Origin of the sequence: Cryobacterium sp. Hh11 (assembly GCF_004404045.1) — a bacterium.
Taxonomy (GTDB): domain Bacteria; phylum Actinomycetota; class Actinomycetes; order Actinomycetales; family Microbacteriaceae; genus Cryobacterium; species Cryobacterium levicorallinum.
Genome location: NZ_SOHF01000028.1, coordinates 37451 through 61816, shown reverse-complemented (window position 1 = coordinate 61816; position 24366 = coordinate 37451). Strand labels below are relative to the sequence as shown.

General features: G+C 65.0%; 30 protein-coding genes. 10 read left to right on the top strand and 20 right to left on the bottom strand.

What is annotated here, in order from left to right:
• Positions 1-7: 7 nt before the first annotated feature.
• The 6 genes from E3T46_RS14240 to sucC form a co-directional block, all read right to left on the bottom strand.
• On the bottom strand, positions 8-1087 hold the full coding sequence (locus tag E3T46_RS14240) for a Glu/Leu/Phe/Val dehydrogenase dimerization domain-containing protein (protein WP_134441046.1): 1080 nt from the start codon (positions 1085-1087) through the stop codon (positions 8-10).
• A gap of 163 nt (positions 1088-1250) precedes the next feature.
• Complete coding sequence (purH, locus tag E3T46_RS14235; RefSeq protein WP_134579043.1) at positions 1251-2921, bottom strand: bifunctional phosphoribosylaminoimidazolecarboxamide formyltransferase/IMP cyclohydrolase; 1671 nt, start codon at positions 2919-2921, stop codon at positions 1251-1253.
• Positions 2918-3511, bottom strand: coding sequence for a phosphoribosylglycinamide formyltransferase (gene purN / locus E3T46_RS14230; RefSeq protein ID WP_092449603.1), 594 nt, complete (start codon positions 3509-3511; stop codon positions 2918-2920). The genes purH and purN overlap by 4 nt, the downstream gene beginning before the upstream one ends.
• A gap of 9 nt (positions 3512-3520) precedes the next feature.
• Positions 3521-4783 (bottom strand): DUF6350 family protein, encoded by a 1263-nt coding sequence (locus E3T46_RS14225; RefSeq protein WP_134579042.1) that lies wholly within the window; start codon positions 4781-4783, stop codon positions 3521-3523.
• A 97-nt stretch (positions 4784-4880) separates the two neighbouring features.
• Positions 4881-5768 carry a succinate--CoA ligase subunit alpha gene (sucD, locus tag E3T46_RS14220; protein ID WP_092449599.1) on the bottom strand — a complete coding sequence of 296 codons (888 nt, stop codon included), beginning with the start codon at positions 5766-5768 and terminating at the stop codon, positions 4881-4883.
• Between the two features lie 9 nt (positions 5769-5777).
• Entirely contained in the window at positions 5778-6947 is a 1170-nt protein-coding gene (sucC, locus tag E3T46_RS14215; RefSeq protein ID WP_134472047.1) for an ADP-forming succinate--CoA ligase subunit beta, read from the bottom strand.
• A 262-nt stretch (positions 6948-7209) separates the two neighbouring features.
• Here sucC and E3T46_RS14210 point away from each other — a divergent pair, with 262 nt between their 5' ends.
• The gene (locus tag E3T46_RS14210) at positions 7210-7920 is read left to right on the top strand and encodes a VIT family protein (RefSeq protein ID WP_134444485.1); all 711 of its coding nucleotides are present in this window, start codon (positions 7210-7212) and stop codon (positions 7918-7920) included.
• An 18-nt stretch (positions 7921-7938) separates the two neighbouring features.
• Positions 7939-8319 carry a DUF3054 domain-containing protein gene (locus tag E3T46_RS14205; protein ID WP_134579041.1) on the top strand — a complete coding sequence of 127 codons (381 nt, stop codon included), beginning with the start codon at positions 7939-7941 and terminating at the stop codon, positions 8317-8319.
• Positions 8320-8503: 184 nt separating this feature from the next.
• On the opposite strand, the gene E3T46_RS14200 is transcribed toward E3T46_RS14205, so the two are convergent.
• The 6 genes from E3T46_RS14200 to E3T46_RS14175 all read right to left on the bottom strand — a co-directional run bounded on the left by E3T46_RS14200 (position 8504) and on the right by E3T46_RS14175 (position 14657).
• Positions 8504-8701: a hypothetical protein gene (locus E3T46_RS14200; RefSeq protein ID WP_134579040.1), complete on the bottom strand. Its 198-nt coding sequence runs from the start codon at positions 8699-8701 to the stop codon at positions 8504-8506.
• 98 nt (positions 8702-8799) lie between these two features.
• The gene (locus E3T46_RS14195; RefSeq protein WP_241980784.1) at positions 8800-9777 is read right to left on the bottom strand and encodes an FAD:protein FMN transferase; all 978 of its coding nucleotides are present in this window, start codon (positions 9775-9777) and stop codon (positions 8800-8802) included.
• Positions 9778-9779: 2 nt separating this feature from the next.
• Complete coding sequence (locus E3T46_RS14190; protein WP_241980783.1) at positions 9780-10262, bottom strand: FMN-binding protein; 483 nt, start codon at positions 10260-10262, stop codon at positions 9780-9782.
• Complete coding sequence (locus E3T46_RS14185) at positions 10259-11659, bottom strand: ferredoxin reductase family protein (RefSeq protein WP_241980782.1); 1401 nt, start codon at positions 11657-11659, stop codon at positions 10259-10261. Before E3T46_RS14185 ends, E3T46_RS14190 begins: the two co-directional genes overlap by 4 nt.
• Positions 11660-11797: 138 nt before the next feature.
• The gene (locus E3T46_RS14180; protein ID WP_134579039.1) at positions 11798-12121 is read right to left on the bottom strand and encodes an FUSC family protein; all 324 of its coding nucleotides are present in this window, start codon (positions 12119-12121) and stop codon (positions 11798-11800) included.
• 1 nt (position 12122) lies between these two features.
• A complete protein-coding gene (locus E3T46_RS14175) occupies positions 12123-14657 on the bottom strand; it encodes a UvrD-helicase domain-containing protein (RefSeq protein ID WP_134579038.1) in 2535 nt (844 codons plus the stop codon).
• Between the two features lie 98 nt (positions 14658-14755).
• Here E3T46_RS14175 and E3T46_RS14170 point away from each other — a divergent pair, with 98 nt between their 5' ends.
• Positions 14756-14944 (top strand): hypothetical protein, encoded by a 189-nt coding sequence (locus E3T46_RS14170; protein ID WP_134579037.1) that lies wholly within the window; start codon positions 14756-14758, stop codon positions 14942-14944.
• 78 nt (positions 14945-15022) lie between these two features.
• Here E3T46_RS14170 and E3T46_RS14165 read toward each other — a convergent pair whose 3' ends face one another.
• Together E3T46_RS14165 and E3T46_RS14160 are read right to left on the bottom strand one after the other, a co-directional pair.
• A complete protein-coding gene (locus E3T46_RS14165; protein WP_134579036.1) occupies positions 15023-15874 on the bottom strand; it encodes a DUF6671 family protein in 852 nt (283 codons plus the stop codon).
• A gap of 116 nt (positions 15875-15990) precedes the next feature.
• A complete protein-coding gene (locus E3T46_RS14160) occupies positions 15991-16275 on the bottom strand; it encodes a helix-turn-helix domain-containing protein (RefSeq protein WP_134579035.1) in 285 nt (94 codons plus the stop codon).
• A 140-nt stretch (positions 16276-16415) separates the two neighbouring features.
• Here E3T46_RS14160 and E3T46_RS14155 point away from each other — a divergent pair, with 140 nt between their 5' ends.
• Positions 16416-17360, top strand: coding sequence for a sodium-dependent bicarbonate transport family permease (locus E3T46_RS14155; RefSeq protein ID WP_134579034.1), 945 nt, complete (start codon positions 16416-16418; stop codon positions 17358-17360).
• A 5-nt stretch (positions 17361-17365) separates the two neighbouring features.
• Positions 17366-17668, top strand: coding sequence for a transcriptional regulator (locus tag E3T46_RS14150; protein ID WP_134579033.1), 303 nt, complete (start codon positions 17366-17368; stop codon positions 17666-17668).
• 286 nt (positions 17669-17954) lie between these two features.
• Here E3T46_RS14150 and E3T46_RS14145 read toward each other — a convergent pair whose 3' ends face one another.
• The gene (locus tag E3T46_RS14145) at positions 17955-19013 is read right to left on the bottom strand and encodes a glycerophosphodiester phosphodiesterase family protein (RefSeq protein ID WP_134579032.1); all 1059 of its coding nucleotides are present in this window, start codon (positions 19011-19013) and stop codon (positions 17955-17957) included.
• A 224-nt stretch (positions 19014-19237) separates the two neighbouring features.
• Between E3T46_RS14145 and E3T46_RS14140 the strand changes: the two genes are divergently transcribed.
• The 3 genes from E3T46_RS14140 to E3T46_RS18590 all read left to right on the top strand — a co-directional run bounded on the left by E3T46_RS14140 (position 19238) and on the right by E3T46_RS18590 (position 20802).
• The gene (locus E3T46_RS14140; protein ID WP_134444745.1) at positions 19238-20056 is read left to right on the top strand and encodes a Bax inhibitor-1/YccA family protein; all 819 of its coding nucleotides are present in this window, start codon (positions 19238-19240) and stop codon (positions 20054-20056) included.
• A 90-nt stretch (positions 20057-20146) separates the two neighbouring features.
• Positions 20147-20299: a hypothetical protein gene (locus tag E3T46_RS18055; protein WP_166790291.1), complete on the top strand. Its 153-nt coding sequence runs from the start codon at positions 20147-20149 to the stop codon at positions 20297-20299.
• A 365-nt stretch (positions 20300-20664) separates the two neighbouring features.
• Positions 20665-20802 (top strand): hypothetical protein, encoded by a 138-nt coding sequence (locus E3T46_RS18590; protein WP_241980781.1) that lies wholly within the window; start codon positions 20665-20667, stop codon positions 20800-20802.
• A gap of 67 nt (positions 20803-20869) precedes the next feature.
• On the opposite strand, the gene E3T46_RS18585 is transcribed toward E3T46_RS18590, so the two are convergent.
• Genes E3T46_RS18585 through E3T46_RS14125 form a run of 3 tightly spaced genes read right to left on the bottom strand, consistent with a single transcriptional unit; the run spans position 20870 to position 22493 of the window.
• A complete protein-coding gene (locus tag E3T46_RS18585) occupies positions 20870-21148 on the bottom strand; it encodes a hypothetical protein (protein ID WP_241980779.1) in 279 nt (92 codons plus the stop codon).
• The gene (locus E3T46_RS18050; RefSeq protein WP_166790289.1) at positions 21141-21401 is read right to left on the bottom strand and encodes a hypothetical protein; all 261 of its coding nucleotides are present in this window, start codon (positions 21399-21401) and stop codon (positions 21141-21143) included. The genes E3T46_RS18585 and E3T46_RS18050 overlap by 8 nt, the downstream gene beginning before the upstream one ends.
• Before the next feature lie 6 nt (positions 21402-21407).
• The gene (locus E3T46_RS14125; RefSeq protein WP_134579030.1) at positions 21408-22493 is read right to left on the bottom strand and encodes an EamA family transporter; all 1086 of its coding nucleotides are present in this window, start codon (positions 22491-22493) and stop codon (positions 21408-21410) included.
• A gap of 44 nt (positions 22494-22537) precedes the next feature.
• Between E3T46_RS14125 and E3T46_RS14120 the strand changes: the two genes are divergently transcribed.
• Positions 22538-23029: a MarR family transcriptional regulator gene (locus E3T46_RS14120; protein WP_134579029.1), complete on the top strand. Its 492-nt coding sequence runs from the start codon at positions 22538-22540 to the stop codon at positions 23027-23029.
• On the opposite strand, the gene E3T46_RS14115 is transcribed toward E3T46_RS14120, so the two are convergent.
• Together E3T46_RS14115 and E3T46_RS14110 are read right to left on the bottom strand one after the other, a co-directional pair.
• Positions 23026-23340 (bottom strand): SRPBCC domain-containing protein, encoded by a 315-nt coding sequence (locus E3T46_RS14115; RefSeq protein ID WP_134579028.1) that lies wholly within the window; start codon positions 23338-23340, stop codon positions 23026-23028. The genes E3T46_RS14120 and E3T46_RS14115 overlap by 4 nt on opposite strands.
• A gap of 90 nt (positions 23341-23430) precedes the next feature.
• The gene (locus tag E3T46_RS14110) at positions 23431-24018 is read right to left on the bottom strand and encodes a DUF1990 domain-containing protein (RefSeq protein WP_241980777.1); all 588 of its coding nucleotides are present in this window, start codon (positions 24016-24018) and stop codon (positions 23431-23433) included.
• Positions 24019-24216: 198 nt separating this feature from the next.
• Here E3T46_RS14110 and E3T46_RS18745 point away from each other — a divergent pair, with 198 nt between their 5' ends.
• Positions 24217-24342, top strand: a complete 126-nt coding sequence (locus E3T46_RS18745) for a hypothetical protein (protein ID WP_255411839.1) — start codon at positions 24217-24219, stop codon at positions 24340-24342.
• Positions 24343-24366 lie beyond the last annotated feature (24 nt).

Sequence of the window (24366 nt, the reverse complement as noted above, 5' to 3'; positions counted from 1 at the left end):
GAAGAGGCTACCGGGCTGCGTGCAGACGTGCAGCGGCGAGCATCTCGGCGGCCGCGAGCGTCGTGATCTCGCTCGCGCGGGCATCCGTGAAGATCTGCGTCAGCACGGTGCCGATAGCAGCGACGCGGGCCGCGATCTGGCCGAGGTCAGCGTTCGGCTCGCTCGCCATGGCGAGGTAGACGACTCCCCCGGCGTTGACGACGAAATCCGGCGCCCAGAGGATGCCTCGCGCGTCCAGCTGGGCCGCTCCGGCAGGCACCGCGAGCTGGTTGTTGGCGGCGCCGCACACGCCCAGCACGTTCAACTCCGCGATAACGCCGGACGTCAGCACGCCGCCGAGGCCGCACGGCACGAACAGGTCGGCGTGCACGCGGTGCGCGTCAGCGACCGACACCCAGCTCGCGCCGAGCTCTTCGGCCAGGGCGTGCTTGTCGGGGTTGATATCCGTGACGGTGAGCGTGGCGCCGGCCGCGGCGAGGGCTCGGGCCAGGCGTCCGCCAACCTGGCCGAGTCCGGAGACCACGAGGTGGCGGCCGCGTACCTCCCGGCTGCCGAAGAGCGCCTCCAGGGTGGATTCGATGCTCGCGTAGACGCCGGCCGCCGTTGCATCGGCCGGTTCGCCGACGCCGCCGCTCGCGGCGGGCAGCCCGCAGACATGGTTCGTGCGTTCGGCGACGATCGCCATGAGTTCGGCGCTCGTGCCGACGTCTTCGGCGGTCATGTACGCGCCGTTCAGGCTCTCGATCGCGTCGCCGAGGTCGAGCATCGCCAGGCGCTTCTCGGCATCGGTCAGCACGGTGCCGAGCGGCAAGTAGATGACCGATTTTCCGCCGCCGAGATTCAGGCCCGCGGCCGCGTTCTTGAGGGTCATGGCGGCAGAAAGGCGCAGGGCATCGGCTACGGCGTCGGTCCAGGTGGCGTACTGCCACAGGCGCGCACCGCCGAGGGCCTGGCCGAGCCGGGTGGAATGAACGGCGACCGTGATCAGGAGCCCTGAGCGTTCTCCAGTCGTGATCAGCACTTTCTCGTGGGAAAGTGGAATCTGCGCGAGGGAATCGAGAGCGGCGGCTGGGTGCGTGAGGGTCATGGAAACTCCGTTGTGTCGGGCCTTGTGAGCCGAATGCGGTGGCGCCGTTATGTGGCACCGCCTCGAACAGGATAACTGGCACGCGCTGCGGGGGGAACACCTGCGCGGCCCGGGTGCGCAAAAAGCACCCTGACTGCGAGATTCAGGGTGCTCTGCGCGCGCTCTAGTGGAAGAAGTGGCGCTCTCCGGTGAAGTACATCGAGACGCCGGCCGCGGTGGCTGCGGCGATGACTTCGGGGTCGCGCACCGATCCGCCGGGCTGCACGACGGCCTTGATTCCGGCGGCGAGCAGAACTTCGATCCCGTCAGCGAAGGGGAAGAATGCGTCAGAGGCGGCGACCGATCCCTCAGCCCGCTCGCCGGCGCGGCTCACGGCGAGGTGGCAGGAGTCGACCCGATTGACCTGGCCCATTCCCACCCCGACGGATGCCCCGGCATGCGCGAGCAGAATGGCGTTCGACTTCACGGAACGGCAGGACTTCCACGCGAATTCCAGGTCGGCGCGAGTGGCGGCATCCACTTCGGGGCCGGCCATGAGAGTCCAGCCGGCCGAGCTGAATTCTTCAAAGCTGTCGGTCTGCTGAACGAGCAGGCCGCCCGAGATCTGGTGCAGTTCGAGCGAGGAACGCTCGTAGTCGGCCGGCAGCTCGAGCAGGCGAATGTTCTTCTTCTGGGTGAGCAGCTCGACCGCAGCCGGCTCGAATCCCGGGGCGACGAGCACCTCGGTGAAGATTCCGTTGACCGTTTCAGCCATGGCGAGCGTGACGACGCGGTTCGCAGCGATCACGCCGCCGAACGCGGAGATCGGGTCGCAGGCGTGCGCACGCAGGTGGGCTGAAGCGATTCCGTCCGGCGCGTTGGGCTTGGCGATGGCGATTCCGCACGGGTTGGCGTGCTTGACGATCGCGACGGCCGGCTCGCTGAAGTCGAAGGCGGCCCGCACCGCGGAATCCGCATCGACGTAGTTGTTGTACGACATTTCCTTGCCGTGCAGCTGTCGGGCCTGGGCGATGCCGCGGCCACCCTCACCGACGTAGAGCGCGGCGGCCTGGTGCGAGTTCTCGCCGTAGCGCAGAATTGCTTCGCGGGTGACCTCGATGCCGAGCCCCTCGGGGAACGGCGCCTCTTCCTCATCCTCGTCGTCGTCGGCCGCCGCGAACTCGACGTCCTCATCGAGCGCCTCGACGTCGTCCTGCCACTGGTCGTAGACGTTTTCGGTGAACCAGGCCGACACGCTCAGGTCGTAATCGGCGGTGTGCTCAAAGGCGAGCGAGGCGAGCTTCTGGCGCAGCTTGAGAGTCGAACCGCCAGCAGCGACGGCCTCGATGAGCTCACCGTAGCTGGCCGGGTCGACGACGATCGCCACGTTGGCGTGGTTTTTAGCGGATGCCCGCACGAGCGCCGGTCCGCCGATGTCGATCTGCTCGATCACATCGGCCGGTTCGGCACCGCTCTCGGCGGTTTCCACGAACGGATACAGGTTGACGACAACGAGCTGGAAGGCCTTGATACCGAGCTCGGCCAGCTGCGCTTCATGGGTTTCGAGGCGCAGGTCGGCGAGGATGCCGGCGTGCACGCCCGGGTGCAGGGTCTTGACCCGGCCGTCGAGTGATTCCGGAAACCCGGTGACGGCCGACACGTCGGTGACGTCGTAGCCGGCGGCGCGGATCGTGGCCGCGGTGGATCCGGTGGAAACGATTTCGACGCCATCCGCTTTGAGGGCGGCGGCCAGGTCGAGCAGGCCGGTCTTGTCGCTCACGGAGATGAGTGCGCGCTCGATGGTGATCTGGTCCCGGTTACGGTACGTGCTGGGCGCGTTGGTGTGTCCACTCATGCTTTGGAGTTCTCCTTGAGGTTCATATGTCCGTTTGCGATATCGAGCACGGCCTGGATGAGTAGGCGTCGTTCGACGATCTTGATGCGATTCTGCAGGGAAGTTTCGGTGTCGCCGGGCTCGATATCGACGCGTTCCTGGACGAGAATGGGGCCCTCGTCGACGCCGTTATCAACGACGATGATGCTCGCGCCGGTCTGCACGGCGCCGGCGGCGAGGGCGTCACGCACGGCGTGGGCGCCCGGAAATTCGGGCAGATAGGCCGGATGCGTGTTGATCAGGTTCGGCGACAGCGCGGCGACGACGCGGGGCGGCAGCAGTCGCATCATGCCGCTGAGTATGACCAGGTCGGGCTGCCACTGCTGAATCTGGGCGAGCAGTTCGTCGCCCCAGGCCGCCCGGTCTTTAAACGACGAGAAGGGAACGGAGAAGGCCGGGATTCCGAATTCGATCCCGAGCTCCAGCCCGTCGGCGTCGCGGTCGGCGCCGATCGCGATGACTCGCGCCGGAAATTCGGCGTCTTCGGACACCTCGAGCAGGGCTCGCAGGTTGGATCCTCCGCCGGAGATCAGCACGACAATAGACAGCACCGTTTGAGCTTACCGTTTGACCGGGAGCCCCGACGGGACTCGCACCCGGCCGGCAAGCATGCCGAGGGCCGCAGCGACACCGATTTCGGCTGCGGCGAGCGCGCCGACCAGCAGCGGATTCGGGCCGACCTCGACGAGGCGGCCGGGGCCTATCGCGCCGGCCGACCACCAGGCGAGCAGCCCGAGCAGCGCTCCGGCGACCACGCCCATGCCGAGGCCGGTGAGAATGTGTTCGATCGCACTTCGTTCGGCCACCCGTCGCTCGGGCACATCGGGGAGATCCAGCCGTTGCCGGGTCACGACCGCGAATGCGAAGCCGATCAACACCGGAACGAGCAGCCCGATAAATCCGTAGGCCGGCGTGCCCTGCGGCAGCGCGCCGAAGATGGGCAGGCCGGGCAAGGTGCCCACCACGGTGCCGATCGGCGAGACACTGGTGCCGACTCCCATCGCGATTCCCGGGCCGATGAACCAGGCTGCGGCCCAGATGACGAGGTTGGGAATGAGCGCGAGCTGCGCGAGGGTGATCGTGGCGCCGCCGAACACCCCGGCCTGCACCGCCTCGTACAGCCCGATAATGGTCGCATAGTTGAGAGCGATAAGCACGGCCACGGTCACGGCCGACACGATCAGCACCCCCGCGGCGGCAGCGGTTCCGCCGCGCAGGGACCCGGCGATCACGATGCGGGTGGTTTGCGGCAGCTTTCGATACCACGAGCGGATGCGCCGGCTCACCGGATCCAGACGCTCCGCCACTTCCACGGTCTGGCGCCGCCCCAGTTCCGCCCCGACCACAACGCCGACCGCATAGATGAGCGTCGGCAGCAGAAGCCCCTGCAGCTGGTTGGGCGTGACCGTCTCCGAGACGGCGGACAGGGTCACCAGCGCGGCGAGGACGGCGTAGGTGCCCACGGCGACGCCGACGCCGGTCCAGCGGTGCGGGGTTTCGGCGGCGCGACGGCCGGTGTGCATACCCATGAGCACGGAGAGCATGGCGAAGCCGAGCGGCACGACGGTGACCAGAAAAGGGGTGTCGGCACCCGCCAGGCCGAGCGCGGCCGCCACGTCCGGGCCGAGCTGCACCGTGAGGTCGACACCGTTACCGAGCAGCCAGATATCGGCCGCGGCCCGCCAGAACACAAACCATTCGACGGACAGGCCGAAGTGGGCGGCCCAGAGTACGGTGAGCGGCACCATGGCGATGCCGATGCCGATGGCGACAACAAGTAATGCCTCAAGAGCGGCGAGCAGGGCGGTCGTTATGCGGTTCATCCGTTGTGAGCCTATATCGCCCCGGTGACAATGCCTGCCAAGGCCGCACGTAGAAAGGGGCCCGCCGGTCACCCGGCGAGCCCCTCAAACGTTCTACTTACAGTGCGGCAAGTGCCTCGCGCAGCAGGGTCGCAGCCTCGCTCGGCGTCTTGCCGACCTTGACTCCGGCGGCCTCGAGGGCCTCCTTCTTGCCCTGAGCGGTTCCGGCTCCGTCGGAGACGATGGCGCCGGCGTGGCCCATGGTCTTTCCCTCGGGGGCGGTGAAACCAGCCACGTAGCCAATGACCGGCTTTGTGACGTGCGCCTTGATGTACTCGGCGGCCTTTTCTTCAGCGTCGCCGCCGATTTCGCCGATCATGACGATGGCGAGCGTCTCCGGGTCGTTCTCGAAGGCCTCGAGGGCATCGATGTGCGTGGTGCCGATGATGGGGTCGCCACCGATACCGATCGCGGTGGAGAAGCCGAGGTCGCGCAGCTCGTACATCATCTGGTAGGTCAGGGTGCCCGACTTGGAGACGAGTCCGACCGGGCCCTTGACGGTGATATTGGCCGGGGTGATGCCGACGAGTGCTTCACCGGGCGTGATGATGCCGGGGCAGTTCGGGCCGATAATTCGGGTCTTGTTGCCCTTTTTGATGGCGTAGGCCCAGAACTCGGCCGAGTCCTGCACCGGGACACCCTCAGTGATGATGACGAGCAGCGGAATCTCGGCGTCGATCGCTTCGATAACGGCGTCCTTGGTGAACACCGGCGGTACGAAGATGATCGACACGTCGGCGCCGGTCTTCTCGACGGCTTCCTTGACCGTGCCGAAGACGGGGAGTTCGACGTTACCGTGCACGACGGTGGTGCCGGCCTTGCGGGCGTTGACGCCACCGACGACCTGGGTACCGGCCTTGAGCATGAGGGCGGTGTGCTTGGTGCCCTCACCTCCGGTGATGCCCTGAACGATGACCTTGGAATCCTTGTTGAGGAAGATTGACATTGTTGTCCCTTACTTCGCTGCGTGGGCGAGTTCGGCAGCCTTGGCGGCGCCCTCGTCCATGGTGGCGGCCAGTGTTACGAGCGGGTGGTTCGCCTCGGCGAGGATACGACGACCCTCCTCGACGTTGTTGCCATCGAGGCGCACCACGAGCGGCTTGTTGGCGGCGCTTCCGAGCTCGGCGAGCGCGCCCACAATACCCTTGGCGACAGCGTCACAGGCGGTGATGCCGCCGAAGACGTTGACGAACACGCTCTTGACCTGCGGGTCACCGAGAATGACGTCGAGGCCGGCAGCCATGACCTCAGCGGATGCTCCGCCCCCGATGTCGAGGAAGTTGGCCGGCTTGACACTGCCGAAGTTCTCGCCGGCGTAGGCGACAACGTCGAGGGTTGACATGACCAGGCCTGCACCGTTGCCGATGATACCGACTTCACCGTCGAGCTTGACGTAGTTGAGGCCGGCGGCCTTTGCCTTGGCTTCGAGCGGGTCAGCCGCGGCAGCGTCCTCGAGGAGGGCGTGCTTGGGGTGACGGAAATCGGCGTTCTCGTCGATCGTGACCTTGCCATCGAGGGCGATAATGTCGCCCTCTTCGGTGAGGACGAGCGGGTTGACCTCGACCAGGGTCGCGTCTTCACCCGTGAATACGTCGTAGAGCTTTACGAAGACCGGAGCGACCTTGTCGACGAGCTCGGCCGGGAACTTTGCGTCGATCGCGATCTGCTTCGCGACGGCGAGGTCGATGCCGACCGCGGGGTCGATGGCCGTGTAGGCGAGCGCTTCGGGCTTCTCGACGGCGAGAATTTCGATCTCGACGCCACCCTCGTAGCTGGCGAGCGACAGGTAGGAGCGGTTGGACCGGTCCAGCAGCACGGAGAAGTAGAACTCCTGCTTGATGCGGGCGCCTCCCGCCACCATGACGCGGTGCACGGTGTGGCCCTTGATGTCCAGGCCCAGGATGCCCTGGCCTGCGGCCTCGGCGTCATCCGGAGTCTTGGCTACCTTGACGCCGCCGGCCTTGCCGCGGCCGCCGACCTTGACCTGCGCCTTGACGACGACAACGCCGCCGAGCTTCTCGGCCGCTGCACGCACTTCGGCGGGGGTATCGGCGATAATGCCCGGCAGAACCGGTACACCATATTCCTCAAAGAGGTCTCTCGCTTGGTATTCGTAAAGGTCCACGCTGCTCTTCCAATCCGCGTCGTGGCGATCACCTGCCGGTGCCGGTAGATCGCTACATGATGATGGGTAATTGAGATTGTTGGTGACAGCAGTCGTTGCCGCAAAATAGCTCGACATCAAGACATACCGACCATCTGAAACTCTATCGCGTGAATCAGGCGTCGGGTCGCACCCTGAATCCGCGTCCGCCCACGCCAACCGCCCGCGCAAGGCTAGCCACACCTTGCTGGACCAGGCCTCGACACCCTGCCTATCCTTACTCATGACCAATTTGTCTCACGTGGTGGAACCACACGCCGCCGGCCTTGCCTCACGGTTGAACTGGCTGCGCGCCGGAGTTCTCGGCGCGAATGACGGCATCGTCTCTGTCGCCGCCCTCGTCGTCGGTGTCGCCGCCGCGACCACGGATTCCCACGTCATCCTCATCGCCGGTGTCGCGAGCCTGCTCGCCGGGGCGATCTCGATGGCGCTCGGGGAGTACGTGTCGGTGAGCAGCCAGCGCGACTCCGAACGCGCCCTGATCGCGAAGGAAACCTGGGAACTTGAAAACGAGCCCGACGAGGAACTCGCTGAACTCGCCGGCTTCTACCAGGCCAAGGGCCTGTCGCCCCAGACTGCCCAGCAGGTCGCGGTAGAACTGACCGAGCATGATGCCCTCGCCGCGCACCTCGAGGTTGAACTGCACATCACCGAACAGGACGTGTCCAATCCCTGGCACGCAGCATACGCATCCGCTATCGCCTTCACCGTCGGCGCGGCGCTCCCCCTGCTCGCCGTCCTGCTGCCCCCGGCCGAATGGCGCATCGCGGCCACCTTCGTCGCGGTGCTGATCGCCCTCGTTATCACCGGTTGGCTCAGCGCGCACCTCGGCAATAGCCCGAAGCCGCGCGCGATCGCCCGAATCGTCATCGGCGGCATCCTCGCCCTCGCGGTCACTTATGTCATCGGTGCACTGATCGGCGGCAACGTCTAGCGCACCTAGGCTGAAACCATGTCTCGACAATCCATCGTCACCGCGGGTGTGCTCGACGTCGCCCTCGTGCTGTTGTTCGCCGCGATCGGTCGGCTGAGCCACGGCGAGACCCTGGCCGGCCTGGGCGTGACTGCTTGGCCATTTCTCGGCGGGCTGATCATCGGCTGGCTGTTGCTGCGCGCCTGGCGCCACCCGCTCAGCGTGGTCTGGACCGGCCTCGGCATCTGGATCGCTACCGTGGCCGGCGGCCTCCTGCTGCGCCTGGCCGGCGGCCAGGGCGTTCAGCTCAGTTTTGCGATCGTCACGACCATCGTGCTCGGCATCTTCCTGCTCGGCTGGCGCGCCATCGCCGCGCTGGTGCGGCGCACTTCTCGCAAGCGGATGCCCACCCCGGCCTGATACCCCAGCCGTCTCGTACCCCAGAGGTCTCGTCGGCTCCGTCACTTGGCGGCGCGAGAGGCGGCATTGACGGCCAGAAGCATTCTCGGAGCCAGGAGCCACCGCGACACTCCTGTTTCGCCTGCCGCAGGATGAGCTGGAGCATCCGCTTGACGTGATTGCCGGTACCGATACGGACTGACGGTCAGTAGCTGTCGTCGTTGTCGAAGTCGATGTCGGGGTACGGGTCGGGGTCAAGATCAAGGTCGATACTGCGGTCATCCGCATCCGGCCCCGCCAGATCCTGGTCGTCATTCTCCCGGTCCAGATCCCGGTCCCTATCACGGTCCAGATCGTCGATTTCCCGGTTCTCGTCGCTCCAGAACTCATTGGCATCGCTCATGATCTGCCTCTCTTTGACGTGAGCGCGGATATTTCGCAAGTCACGGCGCCTCACGCCCATGGGGCTTCAAGCAGGGCGAGCTATCTGTCCGGGCCGGTCTACTCGGCACGGCGCAGCCCCGGTGTCGCGAGCAATTGGCCGTCGCGCAGCACGGCAAGCACGTCGATGGCGAACCGCGCGGTCATCTCGTTCAGCGTCGCTTCGCCGCCGGCCACGATCGCCGTCGCGAGCACATCTGCCGTGACAATGTCGGCGGCGAACACGCTCACCTGACGAAACGGCGATAACTCCCCGTTCAGCGCCGTCCAGATGTGTTCGCCGCGTTCCGCGCTGCCCGACGTCGCTACCGCGCGAAGCGGATGCCGCAGCGGCACGCTGGCCAGCACGTCACCTCGGTCGGCCGGATTGACAATCGCCACGACCCACTCGGGATGCTCGGTGACCACTGCCGGAGCGGCCATCCGGTGCCCGGTCGACATCGCGCCGTCGGCGGATTCCCACGCTTCAAACCGACCTTCCGGCTCGCCGCTGACCAGAACATCGCCGCCCGCATTGATGGACCAGTTGAGCAGACCCCGAGAGGTCAACGCCGCACCGGTTTCAGCTATCGCAAGCGCCTTCACCACCCCGGAGAGGTCGAACACACCATCGGCGCGATGCGGTGTGAACACGCCATTGCTGCGGTCGCGCCAGGTCAGCGCGAGCGCGTAAGCGTCCCGCACACTCGCACTCGAATCCGTCAAACGGATGTCCCCACGCGCGATCCGGCTCAGCTCCGAGTCGTCCCGGTACAGGCTGAACCGCTCATCCCAGCGCCGAAACGTCGCCTTGGCGAGTTCTGCGGCTTCGACCCGAGCGCTCTCCCCCACTGTGTGCGCATCGGAATCGGCCAGCCGCAGGCTCACCATCGTGCCCATCGTCTCGAAAGTCAGCGCTGGCCAGGTGCGATCGACCGATGCGCGGGCGGCCGTGCGGGCTGCCACCCGGGCGAACTCCACCGCGTGCGGCAGCACGGGCGTGGGACGCACCGGCGAGCCGGCGAGTGTGCGTTCGTGATCGGATCCGATGGCGGCCACGTTTAAAAGCCCGCCGTGTCGAGGGCGGATTGCAGGGACCGCAGGTAGCCCTGGGTCGTGTAGGTGGCGCCGCTGACGCTTTGCACGTTCGCGGACTGCGCGGCGAGCACCTCGGATCGCAGAATCGGCGCGGCCTGGTTGCTGATGGCGACCGATCGGCCGCCGCGGTTGGTCAGCTGCAGCGGAGTGACCTCGGTGATCGCGCCGTTGGCGATGGTCACCGACACCTGCATGTTGCCGAATTGGGTCTGCACCACCGCGCCGGTGAAGGTTCCGGACTGCGCGGCCGCTGACGCTGCAGTGTTCGCGGCGGCGGCCTGCGCCGCGGCATCCGTTGTGGCGGTCACTGTCGCAGCCGTCGCGGTGCCGCCGGTGGAGGCGGTCAGGCTCTGCGAGGCGTCGATCGCCTGGGAGCCCAGCTGCCAGCCTATGCCGACGATCGAGACGGAGGCCAGGGTGGCCAGGGCTACTGCACGTGCTCTCACCAGTCGAACCTTTCGTAGTGGATCTGCTTCTTGGGAACCCCGCCGGAACGGGCGTCGCGCACGACGGCGTCGGTCCACGGCCGGGGGCCGCAGATATAGATGTCGCTGCTGGTCAGTTCCGGCACGATCTTCTTCAGGGTGATCCCGGCTTTGGCGGCATCCGCTGGCAGCCAGGTGCTGACTCCCTTGGGTCGTTTGCCGGCGATGACGCGCAGCTGGGCGCCGCGCACCCGGCAGAGGTCCGTCAGTTCGTCGACCAGGTAGGTGTCGCCGACCGAGTGCGAGCGGAGCAGCACGGTGGCGTGGCCCGGCGCGAACGAGACGGTTTCCAGCAGGGAGCGGATGGGCGCCACGCCGATGCCGGCCGCGATCAGCACGACCCGCGGCGACGTGCGGGCGTTTTCGGTGAACAGGCCATACGGGCCTTCGAAGCTCACCCGGGTGCCGCGCGCCAGTTGCGGCAGCTGCCGAGAGGCGTCCCCGAGACCGCGCACGGTGATGCGCAGGCCCCGCCCGCTCGGGGCGGAGGACAGGGAAAACGGGTGGGCCTGCCACCAGAGTCCGTGCGCCCAGAACCTCCAAATGAAGAACTGTCCTGATGTCGCGCGCAGCTGCTGCAGCTTTCGTCCGGTCAGGGTGATCGAGACCACACCGGGTGCGACCTGCTCGATCGAAGCCACCCGAAGCTGGTGCCGCAGTGAGCGCACGACCGGCAGCAGGAAGCGAAACACGACGATGCTTCCGGCGACCGCAACGTACAGGGCCAGCCAGTAGTAACGGGCGATGGCACCCTCCCTGAGCAGACCACCGACGCTCAACTGGTGCGGAATGGCGACGAGCACCGAGAGGTAGGCCAGCAGGTGCACAGCGTGCCAGGCCTCGTAGCGAAACTTTCGGCGCACCACGACGAGCGAGGTCACGACGACGCCGATCATGAGCGCGAGGCCGAGAAAGGCGAGCGGCATGTCGGGCAGGCCCGTGAACATGTTCCAGGCCTCGATGAAAACATTCACATTTTCAGCGAGCGCGTAACCGGTGATGAGCAGCACGGCGTGGCCGAGGATGAGGTAGAGGGCGGGCTTGCCGAGCGACTGGTGCACGGCCATCGCCTGATCGTGCCCGAAGGCGCGGTCGACCGGAGGCAGGCGCGCGGCCAGCACGAGCATCACGAGCAGCAGGTCGGTGCCGACCAGGCCCGCGACAATTCCGAGCGAGGTGAACGCGTCGGCCGGGGTCGAAAAGCGGGCGGCTCCCCCGTCGGCGAGAAAGATGGCGATGACGATGGCGACCGACGCCACGCAGAGGATCTGCAGGGTGTCGGCCAGTCGCATCCGCTTTTTGTAGGCCGGATGCAGCAGCGCCGGGCCGGTGCGGGTGGTGCGCGTGTCGAGGCTCATGAGTAGAGCATCGAGCCACTGCCCATCGATGGCCTATCGATGACCTGTGAACGATCTGTGTGTCGTCTATGCCTCATTTTCGCGGGGCAAATGGGGGCGACGGCAGCTTTGAGCGGATGCCGACAGCCCCGTTATCGACTACCCCGGCAGCGCCGGTCGTCTCCGGGCCCGCGCGCGCACGAGCAGCACAATGACCAGGGCGACGACGCTGCCAAGTACTGTCTCCAACACGCGATCGACGAGCAACGCCGGCACCGGAACCGGCCCCGGGCTCGTGAGGTGCACCACGGTGAGGGCGAGCGGGGTCACGAACAGCAGGGCGGCGCCGTAGTGGCGGCCGATCAGAATCTCGGCACCGAACTGACCGAGCGCGGCGACTGCGGCCCGGGTAGCGACCTCGAACTGGAAGCCGCGCAGGGAGCGCGCCCACTGCCACAAGCTTTCGGGCTTGGCTGGCTCCACGCTAGATCTTTTCGATTGGAGCGATCTTGATCAACAGCTTTTTGGCGCCCGCGGTGTCGAACTGCACGTGCGCGATGCGCTTGGTTCCTTCGCCGGTGACCTGGTTGACCCGGCCCTCGCCGAAGTCGTGGTGGCGGATGCGGTCGCCCGCCGCCAGTTCGAGGCTGCCGTTGTCGCGCACCGTTCCGGTGATCTTGTTCGCCCACTCCGTCTTCGGCTTGCCCGGCGGCAGGCCGGCCGGCTTCGCGCTGGTGCCGTAACCGCTGCGCCCGCCGTAACCGTCGCTCGAACTAGTCAAAGAGTTGCCAAAGCCACCGAAGCCGCCATCGCGGCGCGCGTTCAGAGCGCGCGGCTGGGTGCCGCCGCGCGAGTTGGCCATTCCCGGCGACTGCTTCCAGTCGATCAGCTCGGCCGGGATCTCCTGCAGGTAGCGGCTCGGCATCGCCACGTTGATATCGCCGAACTGGGCCCGGGTCATGGCGAGTGAGAGGTAAAGCCGCTTGCGGGCGCGCGTGATGCCCACATAGAACAGGCGGCGCTCTTCAGCCGGACCTCCCGGCTCGTTCGCCGACATCTGATGCGGCAGCAGCCCCTCCTCAACGCCGGTGAGGAACACGGCCTCGTATTCGAGGCCCTTCGCGGTGTGCAGCGTCATCAACGACACCGTTCCCGACGCGTCATCGAGGTCGTCAGCGGCGGCCACGAGTGACACCTGGGTGAGAAAGTCGACAAGACCGCCGTCGGGGTTCTCCTTGTTGAAGTCCTTGGTCTGGGCGACGAGCTCCTCGATGTTCTCGGCCCGTACCTCGTCTTGCGGGTCACGGCTGCCCCGCAGCACGGCCAGCAGTCCGCTGCCGCCGAGCAGAAACTCGAGCACGTCGGAGACGTTGGAGCCGCCGACTGGCACGCCGTCATCAGTCACCGACGTCGGCACAAGCAGGAGCGCGGCGGCATCGAGCAGTTCGGCCAGTTTGAGGATGGCGCCGGTCACCTTCGGGCCGAGACCCAGTGCGGCGCAATTGCGCATTGCCTGCCGAAAGGTGAGCTCGTTATCGTCGGCAAAGCTCGACAGTGCGGTCTCGGTGGCTGGGCCGATACCGCGCTTGGGGGTGTTCAGAATGCGGCGCAGGGCGAGTTCGTCGACCGGGTTGGCGACGGCGATGAGGTAGGCCAGGGCATCCTTGATTTCGGCCCGCTCATAGAATTTGGTGCCGCCGACCACCCGGTACGGTGTGGCCGAGCGCACCAGGATTTCTTCGAGCGCTCGGGTCTGCGCGTTGGTGCGGTAGAACACGGCCATGTCGCGGTAGGCCATGCCGGCTGCGTGCAGCACCTGGATCTCGTCCGAGACGAACTGGGCTTCGTCGTGCCCGGAATACGCCGTGAAACCGACGATTTTCTCGCCGTCGCCGCCCGCACTCCACAATTTTTTGTCGGTGCGGTCGAAGTTGTGGCCGATCACGGCGTTCGCCGCTGAGAGGATGTTCTGGGTCGACCGGTAGTTCTGCTCGAGCAGAATCACCTTCGCTCCGGGGTAGTCCCGCTCGAAGCCGCTGATATTGCGGGTGTCGGCGCCACGGAAGGCGTAGATGGACTGGTCGGAGTCACCGACCACGGTGAGCGAGGCGCCGGGAATGGCGCCACTGCCGTCGCGCAAATTGCGCACGTGCACGCCGTCGTCTTCCATCTCCTGAGCGAGTTCGGCCGTGACCGGCCGGGTGAGCTCGTGCACGAGGGCGTACTGGGCGTGGTTGGTGTCCTGGTATTCGTCGACCAGCAGGTGCCGAAACCGCCGCCGGTAGAGCGCGGCGACCTTGGGGAACGCACGAAACAGGTAGACGGTCTCACCGATGAGGTCGTCGAAGTCGAGAGCGCTCGCGGCACGCAGCCGGGCGGAGTACTGCCGAAAAATCTCGACGAACATGACCTCCTGCGGGTCGCTCATGTTCGCGTTGCGGGCATAGGAATCGGCGTCGGCGAGTTCGTTCTTGAGCTTGGAGATCTTGGCGCCCGCCGATCCGGGCGTGAAGCCGTAGGTGTCGGCGTCGAGACCCTTGATGATGCGCTTGAGCGTGACCTTGCTGTCCGCCGAGTCGTAGATGCTGAAGGTGCTTGACAGACCGATCTTCTCGGCTTCGCGGCGCAGAATGCGCACGCAGGAGGAGTGGAAGGTGCTGATCCACATTCCGTCGGACGCTTGGCCGAGGATGGCGTGCACCCGCTCGCGCATTTCAGCGGCCGCCTTGTTGGTGAACGTGATCGCGAGAATCTGGCTCGGCCAGGCATCCCGCGTTTCGAGCAGGCTCGCCACCCGACGGGTGAGCACGCTGGTCTTGCCCGACCCGGCGCCGGCGATGATGAGCAGCGCCTGGCCGCGGTATTCGACGGCTTCTTTCTGCTGCGGGTTGAGCCCGTCGAGCAACGGGCTCTGCTGGGCGCTGCCGGTGCCCGCATACCCATTGGAATCGAGAATGATCGGCGTGGCCGAGCGGCCGGCGGTGGCGGGCGCGGATTCCGCGTTAAGAGGTGTGATCATGTCGATTTCCAGTGTAGGCGAGGCCCCTGACACGCGGGCGGGTCGGGATGTGGAGTTTAGCGACGCCCCGACGTTTGCTGATCGAGTCAATTGGATGGATGGATGATCGCAGGGCCGACAACCGTGACCCCCACCGCGCAGACGTTGACGAGGTCGAGCTTGTCGACGACATCAACGCGGAGGAGGACTATCTCCTTCTTCTCTTGGCCGCTTCCGCCACGCCCAATGGCCGCAACCCCTCCACGCCCCAGAAATCACCATTCAAACGCTTAGCTGAACGGTATTGATCTAAAACCCATGCGGCTCTCGTGGCTGGCCTGCCGCACATCATGTGCGCGACCAGCGTGTCGAGGGCATGGGCAACATCACGGGTTGCAGTTGTCGCAAAAACGCGGGTCGGCGTAGCTTCGGTCGGTGAACTCGCGAGTGTGGCGATGCGGGCAGATGAGGCATCCATGAGTTTCAGCACGGGTCTCGTTCGTGGGCGCGTAACAGTCGCGGCAGGGCAGTCCTGCCACCCGCTCTACCTTCCAGAAACCTGGGGTGCCGCAGGCTGGACACAGGGAACGTAGTTTCTGTGCGAGGTCTTCGGCCGCGAGACGGATGTTTTCCATACGCGTCGGATTGGCGTGGGCGCGCACGTCCGTTTCGAGAAACACGTGGCCGTTTTCCGATTGCGCCAGCGCCCACGCAAAGGTGATTTCCAGTTCCGCCCAGGCGGCGATTCCCTTGCGGATGCGGGGGTCGTGCTCGCTTTCCGGGCGTACGACCACGTGGTGTTCGGGGAACCTCGATTTGCGGGCGAACGTTTCGGCGGCTGCCCAGTCCGCCGTCAGCAGGTGGGAGAAATTCGCCTTGCCTTGCGCCACGCCGACGACCTCCAACTCGCGCTCACGGTCGATCCAGATCAGGAATTCAACGTTCCAGGGGAACATCCCCATGAACGGATCCTGACCAAACGACCCCTCGCTGGCAAGGCCCAGGGGCAATGCCGACAATTCCATGCCCACGCGCGCTTTCTTGCGTGCTGCCTCAAGCTGTGTGCCGGAGCGGGGGATATCGCGGGTGAAAGTGCCGAGTAGATCCGTGTCGTAGCCCACGATGTGTTCGACCCGGCAACCAAGCTCCCGCTCCAACACAGGACCGACCACGCGCTCCTTGCCATGCTGGGTCAGCAGAGCGACCCGTTTACCGGAGTAGATGGAGCTCGAGTCCAAATTCCCTGAATCATTGCAGACCACAACTCACCTGCCCTGCTGAGCACGAGCTGTAGGCACAGACTGTTCGTCGACCGGGCCACACCGCAGGCGGCTGGCGGTTTCGACCGCGGTGGCTACTCACGGTCGACGGATCCAAGGGCTCTGAGAAGCTCACCAATTTTGTGGTGGCGTTCCAAGGGATGTCGAAGCGGTAAGTCTGGGTAGAGCTGATAACTGTTGCGCCGGCCGTCGCGTTGACGCGTGAGATAGCCATCTGCGACGAGTTCGGCGATTATTCGCTGGGCGGCGCGTTCGGTGATCCCCACTTCTACTGCGATATCGCGCAATCGCATGCCGGGGTCTTGAGAAACGCAGAGCAAAACGTGTGCGTGATTAGTAAGAAAGGTCCAGTCGGCCATCATCTCACCATAGCCGACACACGCTCCACAATGCACGCTATACTTAGCACGTATTGGTCAGCGTGCATTGACGGGGTTGGTCACCATGGAGTCGCGCCGCTTCTTCACACTTCGAGCAGAGTAAATCAGAGAGCCACAATGTGATCGATCCCATCATTCTCTTCTTCCTGCTCGGAGCCGTGGCCGGCCTCCTGCGTTCAGAATTGCGTCTTCCGGCGGCGATTTACGAGTTCGTCAGCATCGTGCTACTGCTGGCCATTGGCCTCAAAGGCGGCGTGGAACTCGCCAAGCAGCCTTTCGCCAGCCTGTTGCCGCAAATGCTCGCCGTGGTGGCCATGGGTTTCGGCCTTACCCTGGTCGCGTTCCCGGTGCTGCGCTATCTGGGCCGTTTCAAGCGAGCGGATGCGGCCTCTATCGCCGCCCATTACGGTTCCGTGAGCGTGGGCACCTACGCCGTCGCCGTCGCCTACCTCGGCAGCCAGCAGGTCTCGTTCGAAGAACACATGCCACTGCTTCTGGTGCTGCTGGAAGTGCCAGCGATTCTGGTGGGAATTGTGCTCGCGCGAGGCATCTCGCGCGAGACGCGGTGGAAGTCGATCGCCCATGAAGTGTTTCTGGGGAAAGGCATCGTGCTGCTCCTGGGCGGACTGCTCATCGGCTGGGTAGCTGGCCCGGACGGGCTGTCGTCCATCCAACCGTTATTCGTGGATCTCTTCAAGGGAATTCTCGCTCTTTTTCTGCTGGAGATGGGCTTGATTATGGCGACACAGATGGGAAGCCTGCGCCGACACGGCCCCTTTCTGGTGGTCTTTGCCATCGCAATGCCGCTTTTTTCGGCGCTGGTGGGAACGTGGCTGGGGTGGTCTTTGGGCCTCTCCATCGGAGGAACGACCATCTTGGCGACTCTGGCGGCCAGTGCGTCCTACATCGCGGTACCGGCAGCCATGCGCATCTCTGTACCCGAGGCCAACCCCACCCTCTCCCTGGCCGGTGCGCTCGGGATAACATTTCCGTTCAATGTCCTGATCGGGATCCCGCTGTACCACGCACTCGCCGTGTGGGCTCATACGTTCGCGAAAGGTTGAACCCGATGCAAAGCCATACCCGCAAGCTGTTGACCGTTGTCACCGAAGCCGCCCTGGAAGGCACTCTTATCCGGGATATCGATCGGCTTCACGCCCACGGATATACCATCACTGACGCTCGTGGCAAGGGGAGTCGTGGTACTCGCAACGCCGGCTGGGAAACGAGTGGGAACATCCGCATCGAGGTGGTGTGCGACGCAGCGACGGCTGAAGAAATCGCCGCCTATTTTCAGGAGCATTACTACGACAACTACGCCATGATCCTCTTCGTGAGCGATGTCGAGGTACTCCGACCTGAGAAGTTCTGAGACCCCACTCAGGTTCCTCAGGTTTCGGTGACTGTCCGCTGAGTCTCCACAATCTTTCCTCGGGGCACCCATCTCGGGCGGCACCGAGCGATACCGCATGCCGTCTCAACGCGCGTCGCCCGGCACTCGACAATTGTGCGCGACCGTCCGGTAACGGATTCGGCTCCCGGGCCACTCTGAGCCCGAAAGCACAGCGCAACGCGCGCGTTTCACTTCGATTGGTGTTTGCGGTGTCTCGAAACCTACGCGTGTCGGAACACATGGATCACGGGACGCTGGCAGCCGCTCAGAACGCGTCGCGCACGTGCACGGCCAGATCCGGGTGGTCGGCGAATACCCCGTCGATGCCGGAGCCGAGAATGACGCGGAACTCCGACTGCCAGTGTCCGAAGTCGCCCTTGCGGGTGCCGCTGCGAAAGGTTTTTGCCAGGAATTTGTTTTCCGGCCGCAGGGTCCAGCAGTAGATCTCGAGCCCGGCAGCGTGGGCGTCGTCCACCAGAGCGGATGCCCCGGTCACGTCACCCGCAGCATCCGTTTCGAGGATGAGCGATTTGGGCACGCTGATGCCATCGACGCCGATATCACTCGTGGCGGTACTGGAGCCCATACTGCTGCGGGACCCGCCAGCCGAGCGGCCAGCGGCGAGGCTCGCGAGCCCATCGGCCGTGAGGTGGTCGGCGTAGCTGAGCGCGCCGGCGCCGTACTCCGCGACCTGGTCGACGGGGTACCCCTCGTCTTCGATCAGGAAGACGCGTTTGCCACGCACACCCTGAGCCCGAACCTGGGCAAGCACGCTCGGTTCAAAGCTCTCCACGGTGAGCCGGTCGGTGTTCCAGCCGGCAGCGGAGACCTCGGCCGCGAACAGTTCGGGCAGCGGCAGGTCGAGCCCGCCGAAATAGGTGGCGTGCTTGATCTCGGCGACGATCCCGAGCGTTCGGTTGGTCTGCTCGGCCGCGGCGTCGACGAGGTCGAACAGGTCGCGCAGGCGCAGAATCGGGTGCTGGTCGTCGAAGGTCGTATTGCTCTGTCGCAGGGCTGGCAGCCGTTCCCGGGCGCGCAGGGTGCGCAGTTCCTCCCAGGTGAAATCCTCGGTGAACCAGCCGGTGATCGCCTTGCCGTCAACGAGTTTCTCGGCGCGGCGAGCGGCGAATTCGGCGCGAGTGGCGACATCCGTTGTGCCGGAGATTTCGTTTTCGTGGCGAATGACGAGCACGCCGTCGCGGGTGGCGACCAGGTCGGGTTCGACGGCGTCGGCGCCGAGCGCGAAGGCCAAATTGAAAGCTGAGCGCGTGTGTTCGGGCCGGTGGCCGCTTGCCCCGCGGTGGCCAATGACGATCGGTTGCATGGTGTCAGGCTAACCGCACCAGCAGAACGGATGCTGGGGGCCGGCATCCGCTTGCAGCGAAACGGGTGCCAGATCACGGCTTGAATTGCTGCAAATCGGCTGATCCCCAGCACATTCGAATGCGCTCTCGGGTACCTTTAATTCAGTGCCGCACCAGGCGCTGCGTGTCGGTTCGCCCGCGCGCACCCGAATGACCCATCAGCTGATTGTGAGTACAGCAACCCATGGCATCCTCCAACCCCGCTTTCTCCCGCAACGAAGCGTTCGGCGCTCGTGGCGCAGTGGCGTCGTCGCAGGCCCTCTCTGACAACGATCTGCAGTCGATGTACAACCGGCCCGCCGCCGGTTCACAGGACACCGAACGCATGACCTACGAAGACACCATAACCAAGACCGGCCTCGGCTTCGCGCTGCTGCTCGTGGCGGCCATGATCTCCTGGGTCGCCACCCCGGTGCTGCCGTTCCTGTTCATTCTGGGTGCCATCGCCGGCTTCGTGCTCGGCCTGGTCAACACCTTCAAGAAGGAGCCGTCGGCTCCGCTGATCCTTGCCTTCGCCGGGGCCCAGGGCTTGTTTGTCGGTGGTATCTCCCGCGTCTTTGAAGACATCTACGGGGGCGTCGTGATGCAGGCGGTTCTCGCCACTCTCGTCGTGGTCGGCGTCACGCTCGCACTGTTCAAGAGCGGCAAGATTCGCGCCTCGAAGAAGGCCACCAAGATCTTCTTGATCGCCATGATCGGCTACGCCGCGTTCTCGCTGATCAACGTGGGAATGATGATTTTCGGCGGCAGCGATCAGGCCTTCGGCATGCGCAGTGCGAGCATCAGCATTCTCGGCTTCGACATCAAGCTCGGAATCCTCATCGGCCTGCTCGCGGTGCTGCTGGCCGCGTACTCGCTCGTGCTCGACTTCGATTTCATCCAGAAGGGCGTCAACAACCGCCTGCCGCGCAAGTACGGCTGGACCGGCGCGTTCGGCATCATCATGACCGTCGTCTGGCTCTACGTCGAGATGCTGCGCATCTTCGTGCTCACCCGCGAGTAACAGCATCCGCTTGATCAGGCGCCCTCGTTCTTTCGGAACGGGGGCGCTTTTTCGTACCCCGCGCACGCCACACTGTGGTTGGCTTAAGTAATGAGTTTCACAGACCTGCACGCGTTGCTCCCGCTCGAAGCCAACGGCATGACCGCAACGTTCGGCTACATCGGCAGCGCCATCGTGCTCCTCGGGCTGGCCTTTGTAGTCATCCGCGCTATCCGCAAATACATCAAGGCCCCCAAAGGCTAAACAAGCGGATGCCCGGTGCAAGAATATCCGTGCACACCTGCATGCAAGCTTATTCTTCCATGCAGGTATGCAAGAAGATGCCTACATAGCTAGGGGCGCCCCCGGCCCCGCGAACGAGAAGCCTGAAATGAATACCGGGGCGGTGACGAAATTCCGCGACCTCGGCGCCGTGATCAAGGCCGTTCGCGAGTCCCGAGGCATCCGCCAAGACGACCTCGCTCAGGACCTCGCCGTCTCCTGACAATATTTGCAGGAGTTGGAGAAGGGGCGACCCAACTTCTATATCACCCGGCTCTTTCGCGCCCTGAACACGCTCGGCACCACCATCACCATTTCATACACTCTCAGTGACAAGACCGACGATCATGTCTGACGCACTGTCCGTCTTCCTCCACGAGGACTATCTCGGCGTGGTGGAAACCTATCGGAGCGGCCGGCAGCACGACAAGCATCGCATCATTTTCACTTGGGACAGCGACTACCGGCGGGCTCGATCACCCTGACCGAATCGTTCGCGTCTCTTCCGGGTACTCGCCCAGACGCCACCTTGGTCTCCAACTTTTTCGGCGGCTATGCGCCGGACGGCAACCAGCGCGATTTGGTTCCGATTGGCACGAGCCTCACGGTCGAGCCCACTCGACGCACATCCTCAAACCGCAACTGCAATCCCGGCCCGGGGGAATCTACAACGAGTTCTACAGCCATGAACTCGCCCGGCACATGGGGCTCTCTCAATTCAGCAGCGAGGTAATAACCCTGGGCCAGACCACGTTTTTGGCTGTCGAACGATTCGACCGTCGGGTCTCTGGCCGAAACGGTACCCTCGTACATCAGGAGGATGTCACCCAAGCCCTGGGCCTTTACTGGCGCGACTCAATGGTTGCGACAACTGGTTTTTCACGTTCTCATTGGAAACAATGATGCCCACGCCAAGAACGTCGGGCTTATCCACGACAGTGATGGCACCAGCATCTCGCAAATTTACGACGCCGTTCCGAACCTCTTCCAGCGTGGCCGGATCAACTGGGATCTGGCGATGGCAATCGACAACGTGTTCGATCACCGCAAGATCACGGTCGAGCGGCTGGTCAATGAGGCTCAATCGTGGTCACTGCTGCGTAGAGACGTCATCCAGTCCACCATCTACAGCACCATTCACAGGTTCCAGCAAGCGCAATCTGCGCTCACCGCCCCCGCCGGCATCGATCCCGGCGTTGTCGACGGGTTCTCGTGGAATGCCGCCAGACTCGCGGCCGGCACCGAGATCAGCCGGCCGAAGGAACGATGAGCCACGCTTGAGCCCCCTCTCTCTGAGGTTGTGTGGAAGACCGGCAGGCTTTGGGGCCCTGGCAACGATGGCGGCCGAGATCGAGCCCAGAACGATGACGATTCCCGCTATCTGAATCGGGGCAAGGTCCTCTCCGGCGATCGCCCAGCCGAGCAGGATCGCAACGACCGGGCTCAGCAGGCCGAGGAAGGCAATGGTGCTCGCCGCCAGACGCGCAATGCCGTGGAACCAGGCGACGTAGGCGAATGCGGTGCCGACCACGGAGAGATACGCGTAGCCGAGGAGGTTGGGCGCGGTCAACGGCGTGGTCGGGAGGCCCTCGAGCAGGAGCAGGACGGGCAGGAGGCTGAGTCCGCCGGCGATGAGTTGCCACGAAGTTGTCGCGAGCAGCGGCGCGGGCTGCCCCCACTTCTTGGAGAGCACGATCCCGGATGCCATGCACAGCGTGCCGCCGACCGCGGCCAGAATTCCGATAGCGTCAATCCTCGCCTGCGCTTGGAGCACGATGAGACTCACTCCGAAGGCTCCGGCCGCACCGCCCGCCAGCACGCGCCCGGTCAGGCGCTCGTGCACTACTCGACTGGCGAGCACTGCGACCACGAGCGGTTGCAGACCTCCGACGATGGCGGCCACTCCGCCGGGCAGCCGGTAGGCCGCAATGAAGAGCAGCGCGAAGAACGCCCCGATATTGAGCACGCCGAGCACCCAGGATTTCCACCACCAGTCGCCGTGCGGTAACCGGCGGCAGAGAATCAGCAGCAGCAGCCCTGCAGGGAACGCGCGCAGGAATGCTGCGAGCAGGGGCCGATCGGCGGGCAGGAACATCGTCGTCGTCAGGTAGGTGGTGCCCCAGAGAATGGGGGCAAGGGCTGTGGTCGCCAACAGCAGCGATCGATTGCTAAGCACTTAGCTATTATAGCTAAGTGCTTAGCAATTGCTAGGCTAGAACCATGGCAGACCAGGTTGATCGAATCCTTGAGCAGTGGAGCAACGAGAAGCCCGACCTCGATGTCTCCCCGATGGCCGTCATCGGCCGCTTGAGCCGCACCGCTCTGGCGATCGAGACCCGCCTGGCCGCGACCTTTACGCGGTATGGCCTGGACGCATCCTCTTTCGACGTGCTCGCCACGCTGCTGCGGAGTGGTGCGCCGTACCGGATCGCCCCGGCGGCGCTGGCCCGCGATGCGATGATCTCGACGAGCGCGGTGGCCCAGCGGCTGAACAAACTGCAGACGCGAGGTCTGGTCAGCCGCGAGGCGAACCCCGACGATGGCCGCGGCACTCTGGTCGCGCTGACGGATGCCGGTAAGCGGCTCATCGATGCCGCCCTGGCCCCGCACGTCGAGACCGAGCGAGCCATCACCGCGATCCTCACCATCGAGGAACAGTCGATCCTCGTGGGGCTGTTGCAGAGGATCAACGCTGCGGCAACGCGCGATTAGCTCAGGGAGCGCCCGAGCGAATCGAGCACGTCCTGCCATCCGTCGTAGAAGAATCCATCGCCCCTGGACCCGTCGACACCGTGCAGATCGAAGGTCATGCTTGTGCCGTTGACAACGGGCTCGATGGTGATCGTGACGATTGGGCTGTCATCCGGTTCGCCGCGCGGCTCGCCCCAGGACTTTCTCCTGCTGACCGGCGCGTGCGAGTCAGCATACACCAGGTCACCTTTCGCAAGCAGGGCAACGTCAACGTCAACGTCAACGTCTTGATGGGCAGGCTGGCGGATCAGGGTGTGGTCTACCGGCTGCAAAAAGGTCTCTACGAATACACTGCACCGAAGTTTCACGAGTATCTGATTCGGCGACAGCGCAGCACGACCTGGACATGATGCCCCGTTCGATCAGCGGAGCGAACGCAGGTACCTCCTGCGCGCGATCAGTTGCGCGACGCGGAGCAGTGGGTAGAGAGCTCGCCACGGTTGCTGCGGCGCCGCCCTCGTGAGCGAGCGCACGGTGAGGCGCACCTCGTCGCCACGGCGATGCACGATGAACGCCTCCTCACCGCTGACCGGATGCCCGGGCAGGGTTCGATAGGCAAACCCGACCCGATCCGGCTCGTCGACGACGGCAACGACCTCCACCGGCTCGACAACGGTCAGGTTGAACAGGCCTGCAGTGACGATTACCCGGTCGCCGGGCGACACCGCACCGGGTGAGTCGACCGCAAACCCGCTCGCGGTCTTCACCCGCCACCGAAGCACATCCCGAGCGGCGCGCTCCCAGACCGCGTCACCCCTCCCCACGACCGCCGACACTTCCGATCGGCGGAATCGTGGGTCGCTGGCCGGCCAGTCGCGAAGGTCAGGGCTGGTCATGATCTGCATGCTGCCACGGGCCGCTCCCCCATCTCGCGGGCAGGACTGAGTGTGCGCGTCATCTGCCCAGTCAAGCGCATCGGCGCCGGCGACGGCGGTCAATACGTCAACCACCCCAGCACAATCCACCACGATCACGCGCCAGTCCGCTCCTGTAGCTGACCAAAACGCTCCGTTCGGGCGTTCGCGAGCGTCTCCAGTGCAGATACCTCTGCCCGCTCAGCCCGTCGGGCCGCACGATCGAGCACCTCACCACCGGTCGGCCGCGCCACCTCTCGGTCGAGGAGGGGGTGGCGGCATCCGCTTTGGTGCATGGCGAAGCGGATGATGCTGCTCCACGAGTGCGCGCTCGTCACCGTCGGCACGGAGACCTTCGCACATCCGGTCGAAGTCGCCCGCGACGTGGCCCGCGCGCTGCTCGCGCGGCCCGCCCGCTGAGCGCCGCGCGGTCGGGTCGGCCAC

Excerpts from the sequence above, each read along its gene's own strand:
- E3T46_RS14240 (WP_134441046.1), bottom strand. The coding sequence starts at position 1,087 with ATGACCCTCACGCACCCAGCCGCCGCTCTCGATTCCCTCGCGCAGATT.
- purH (WP_134579043.1), bottom strand. The coding sequence starts at position 2,921 with ATGAGTGGACACACCAACGCGCCCAGCACGTACCGTAACCGGGACCAG.
- E3T46_RS14225 (WP_134579042.1), bottom strand. The coding sequence starts at position 4,783 with ATGAACCGCATAACGACCGCCCTGCTCGCCGCTCTTGAGGCATTACTT.
- sucD (WP_092449599.1), bottom strand. The coding sequence starts at position 5,768 with ATGTCAATCTTCCTCAACAAGGATTCCAAGGTCATCGTTCAGGGCATC.
- E3T46_RS14210 (WP_134444485.1), top strand. The coding sequence starts at position 7,210 with ATGACCAATTTGTCTCACGTGGTGGAACCACACGCCGCCGGCCTTGCC.
- E3T46_RS14205 (WP_134579041.1), top strand. The coding sequence starts at position 7,939 with ATGTCTCGACAATCCATCGTCACCGCGGGTGTGCTCGACGTCGCCCTC.
- E3T46_RS14200 (WP_134579040.1), bottom strand. The coding sequence starts at position 8,701 with ATGAGCGATGCCAATGAGTTCTGGAGCGACGAGAACCGGGAAATCGAC.
- E3T46_RS14185 (WP_241980782.1), bottom strand. The coding sequence starts at position 11,659 with ATGAGCCTCGACACGCGCACCACCCGCACCGGCCCGGCGCTGCTGCAT.
- E3T46_RS14175 (WP_134579038.1), bottom strand. The coding sequence starts at position 14,657 with ATGATCACACCTCTTAACGCGGAATCCGCGCCCGCCACCGCCGGCCGC.
- E3T46_RS14170 (WP_134579037.1), top strand. The coding sequence starts at position 14,756 with ATGGATGATCGCAGGGCCGACAACCGTGACCCCCACCGCGCAGACGTT.
- E3T46_RS14160 (WP_134579035.1), bottom strand. The coding sequence starts at position 16,275 with ATGGCCGACTGGACCTTTCTTACTAATCACGCACACGTTTTGCTCTGC.
- E3T46_RS14150 (WP_134579033.1), top strand. The coding sequence starts at position 17,366 with ATGCAAAGCCATACCCGCAAGCTGTTGACCGTTGTCACCGAAGCCGCC.
- E3T46_RS14145 (WP_134579032.1), bottom strand. The coding sequence starts at position 19,013 with ATGCAACCGATCGTCATTGGCCACCGCGGGGCAAGCGGCCACCGGCCC.
- E3T46_RS14140 (WP_134444745.1), top strand. The coding sequence starts at position 19,238 with ATGGCATCCTCCAACCCCGCTTTCTCCCGCAACGAAGCGTTCGGCGCT.
- E3T46_RS18055 (WP_166790291.1), top strand. The coding sequence starts at position 20,147 with ATGAGTTTCACAGACCTGCACGCGTTGCTCCCGCTCGAAGCCAACGGC.
- E3T46_RS18590 (WP_241980781.1), top strand. The coding sequence starts at position 20,665 with ATGTCTGACGCACTGTCCGTCTTCCTCCACGAGGACTATCTCGGCGTG.
- E3T46_RS14120 (WP_134579029.1), top strand. The coding sequence starts at position 22,538 with ATGGCAGACCAGGTTGATCGAATCCTTGAGCAGTGGAGCAACGAGAAG.
- E3T46_RS18745 (WP_255411839.1), top strand. The coding sequence starts at position 24,217 with ATGGCGAAGCGGATGATGCTGCTCCACGAGTGCGCGCTCGTCACCGTC.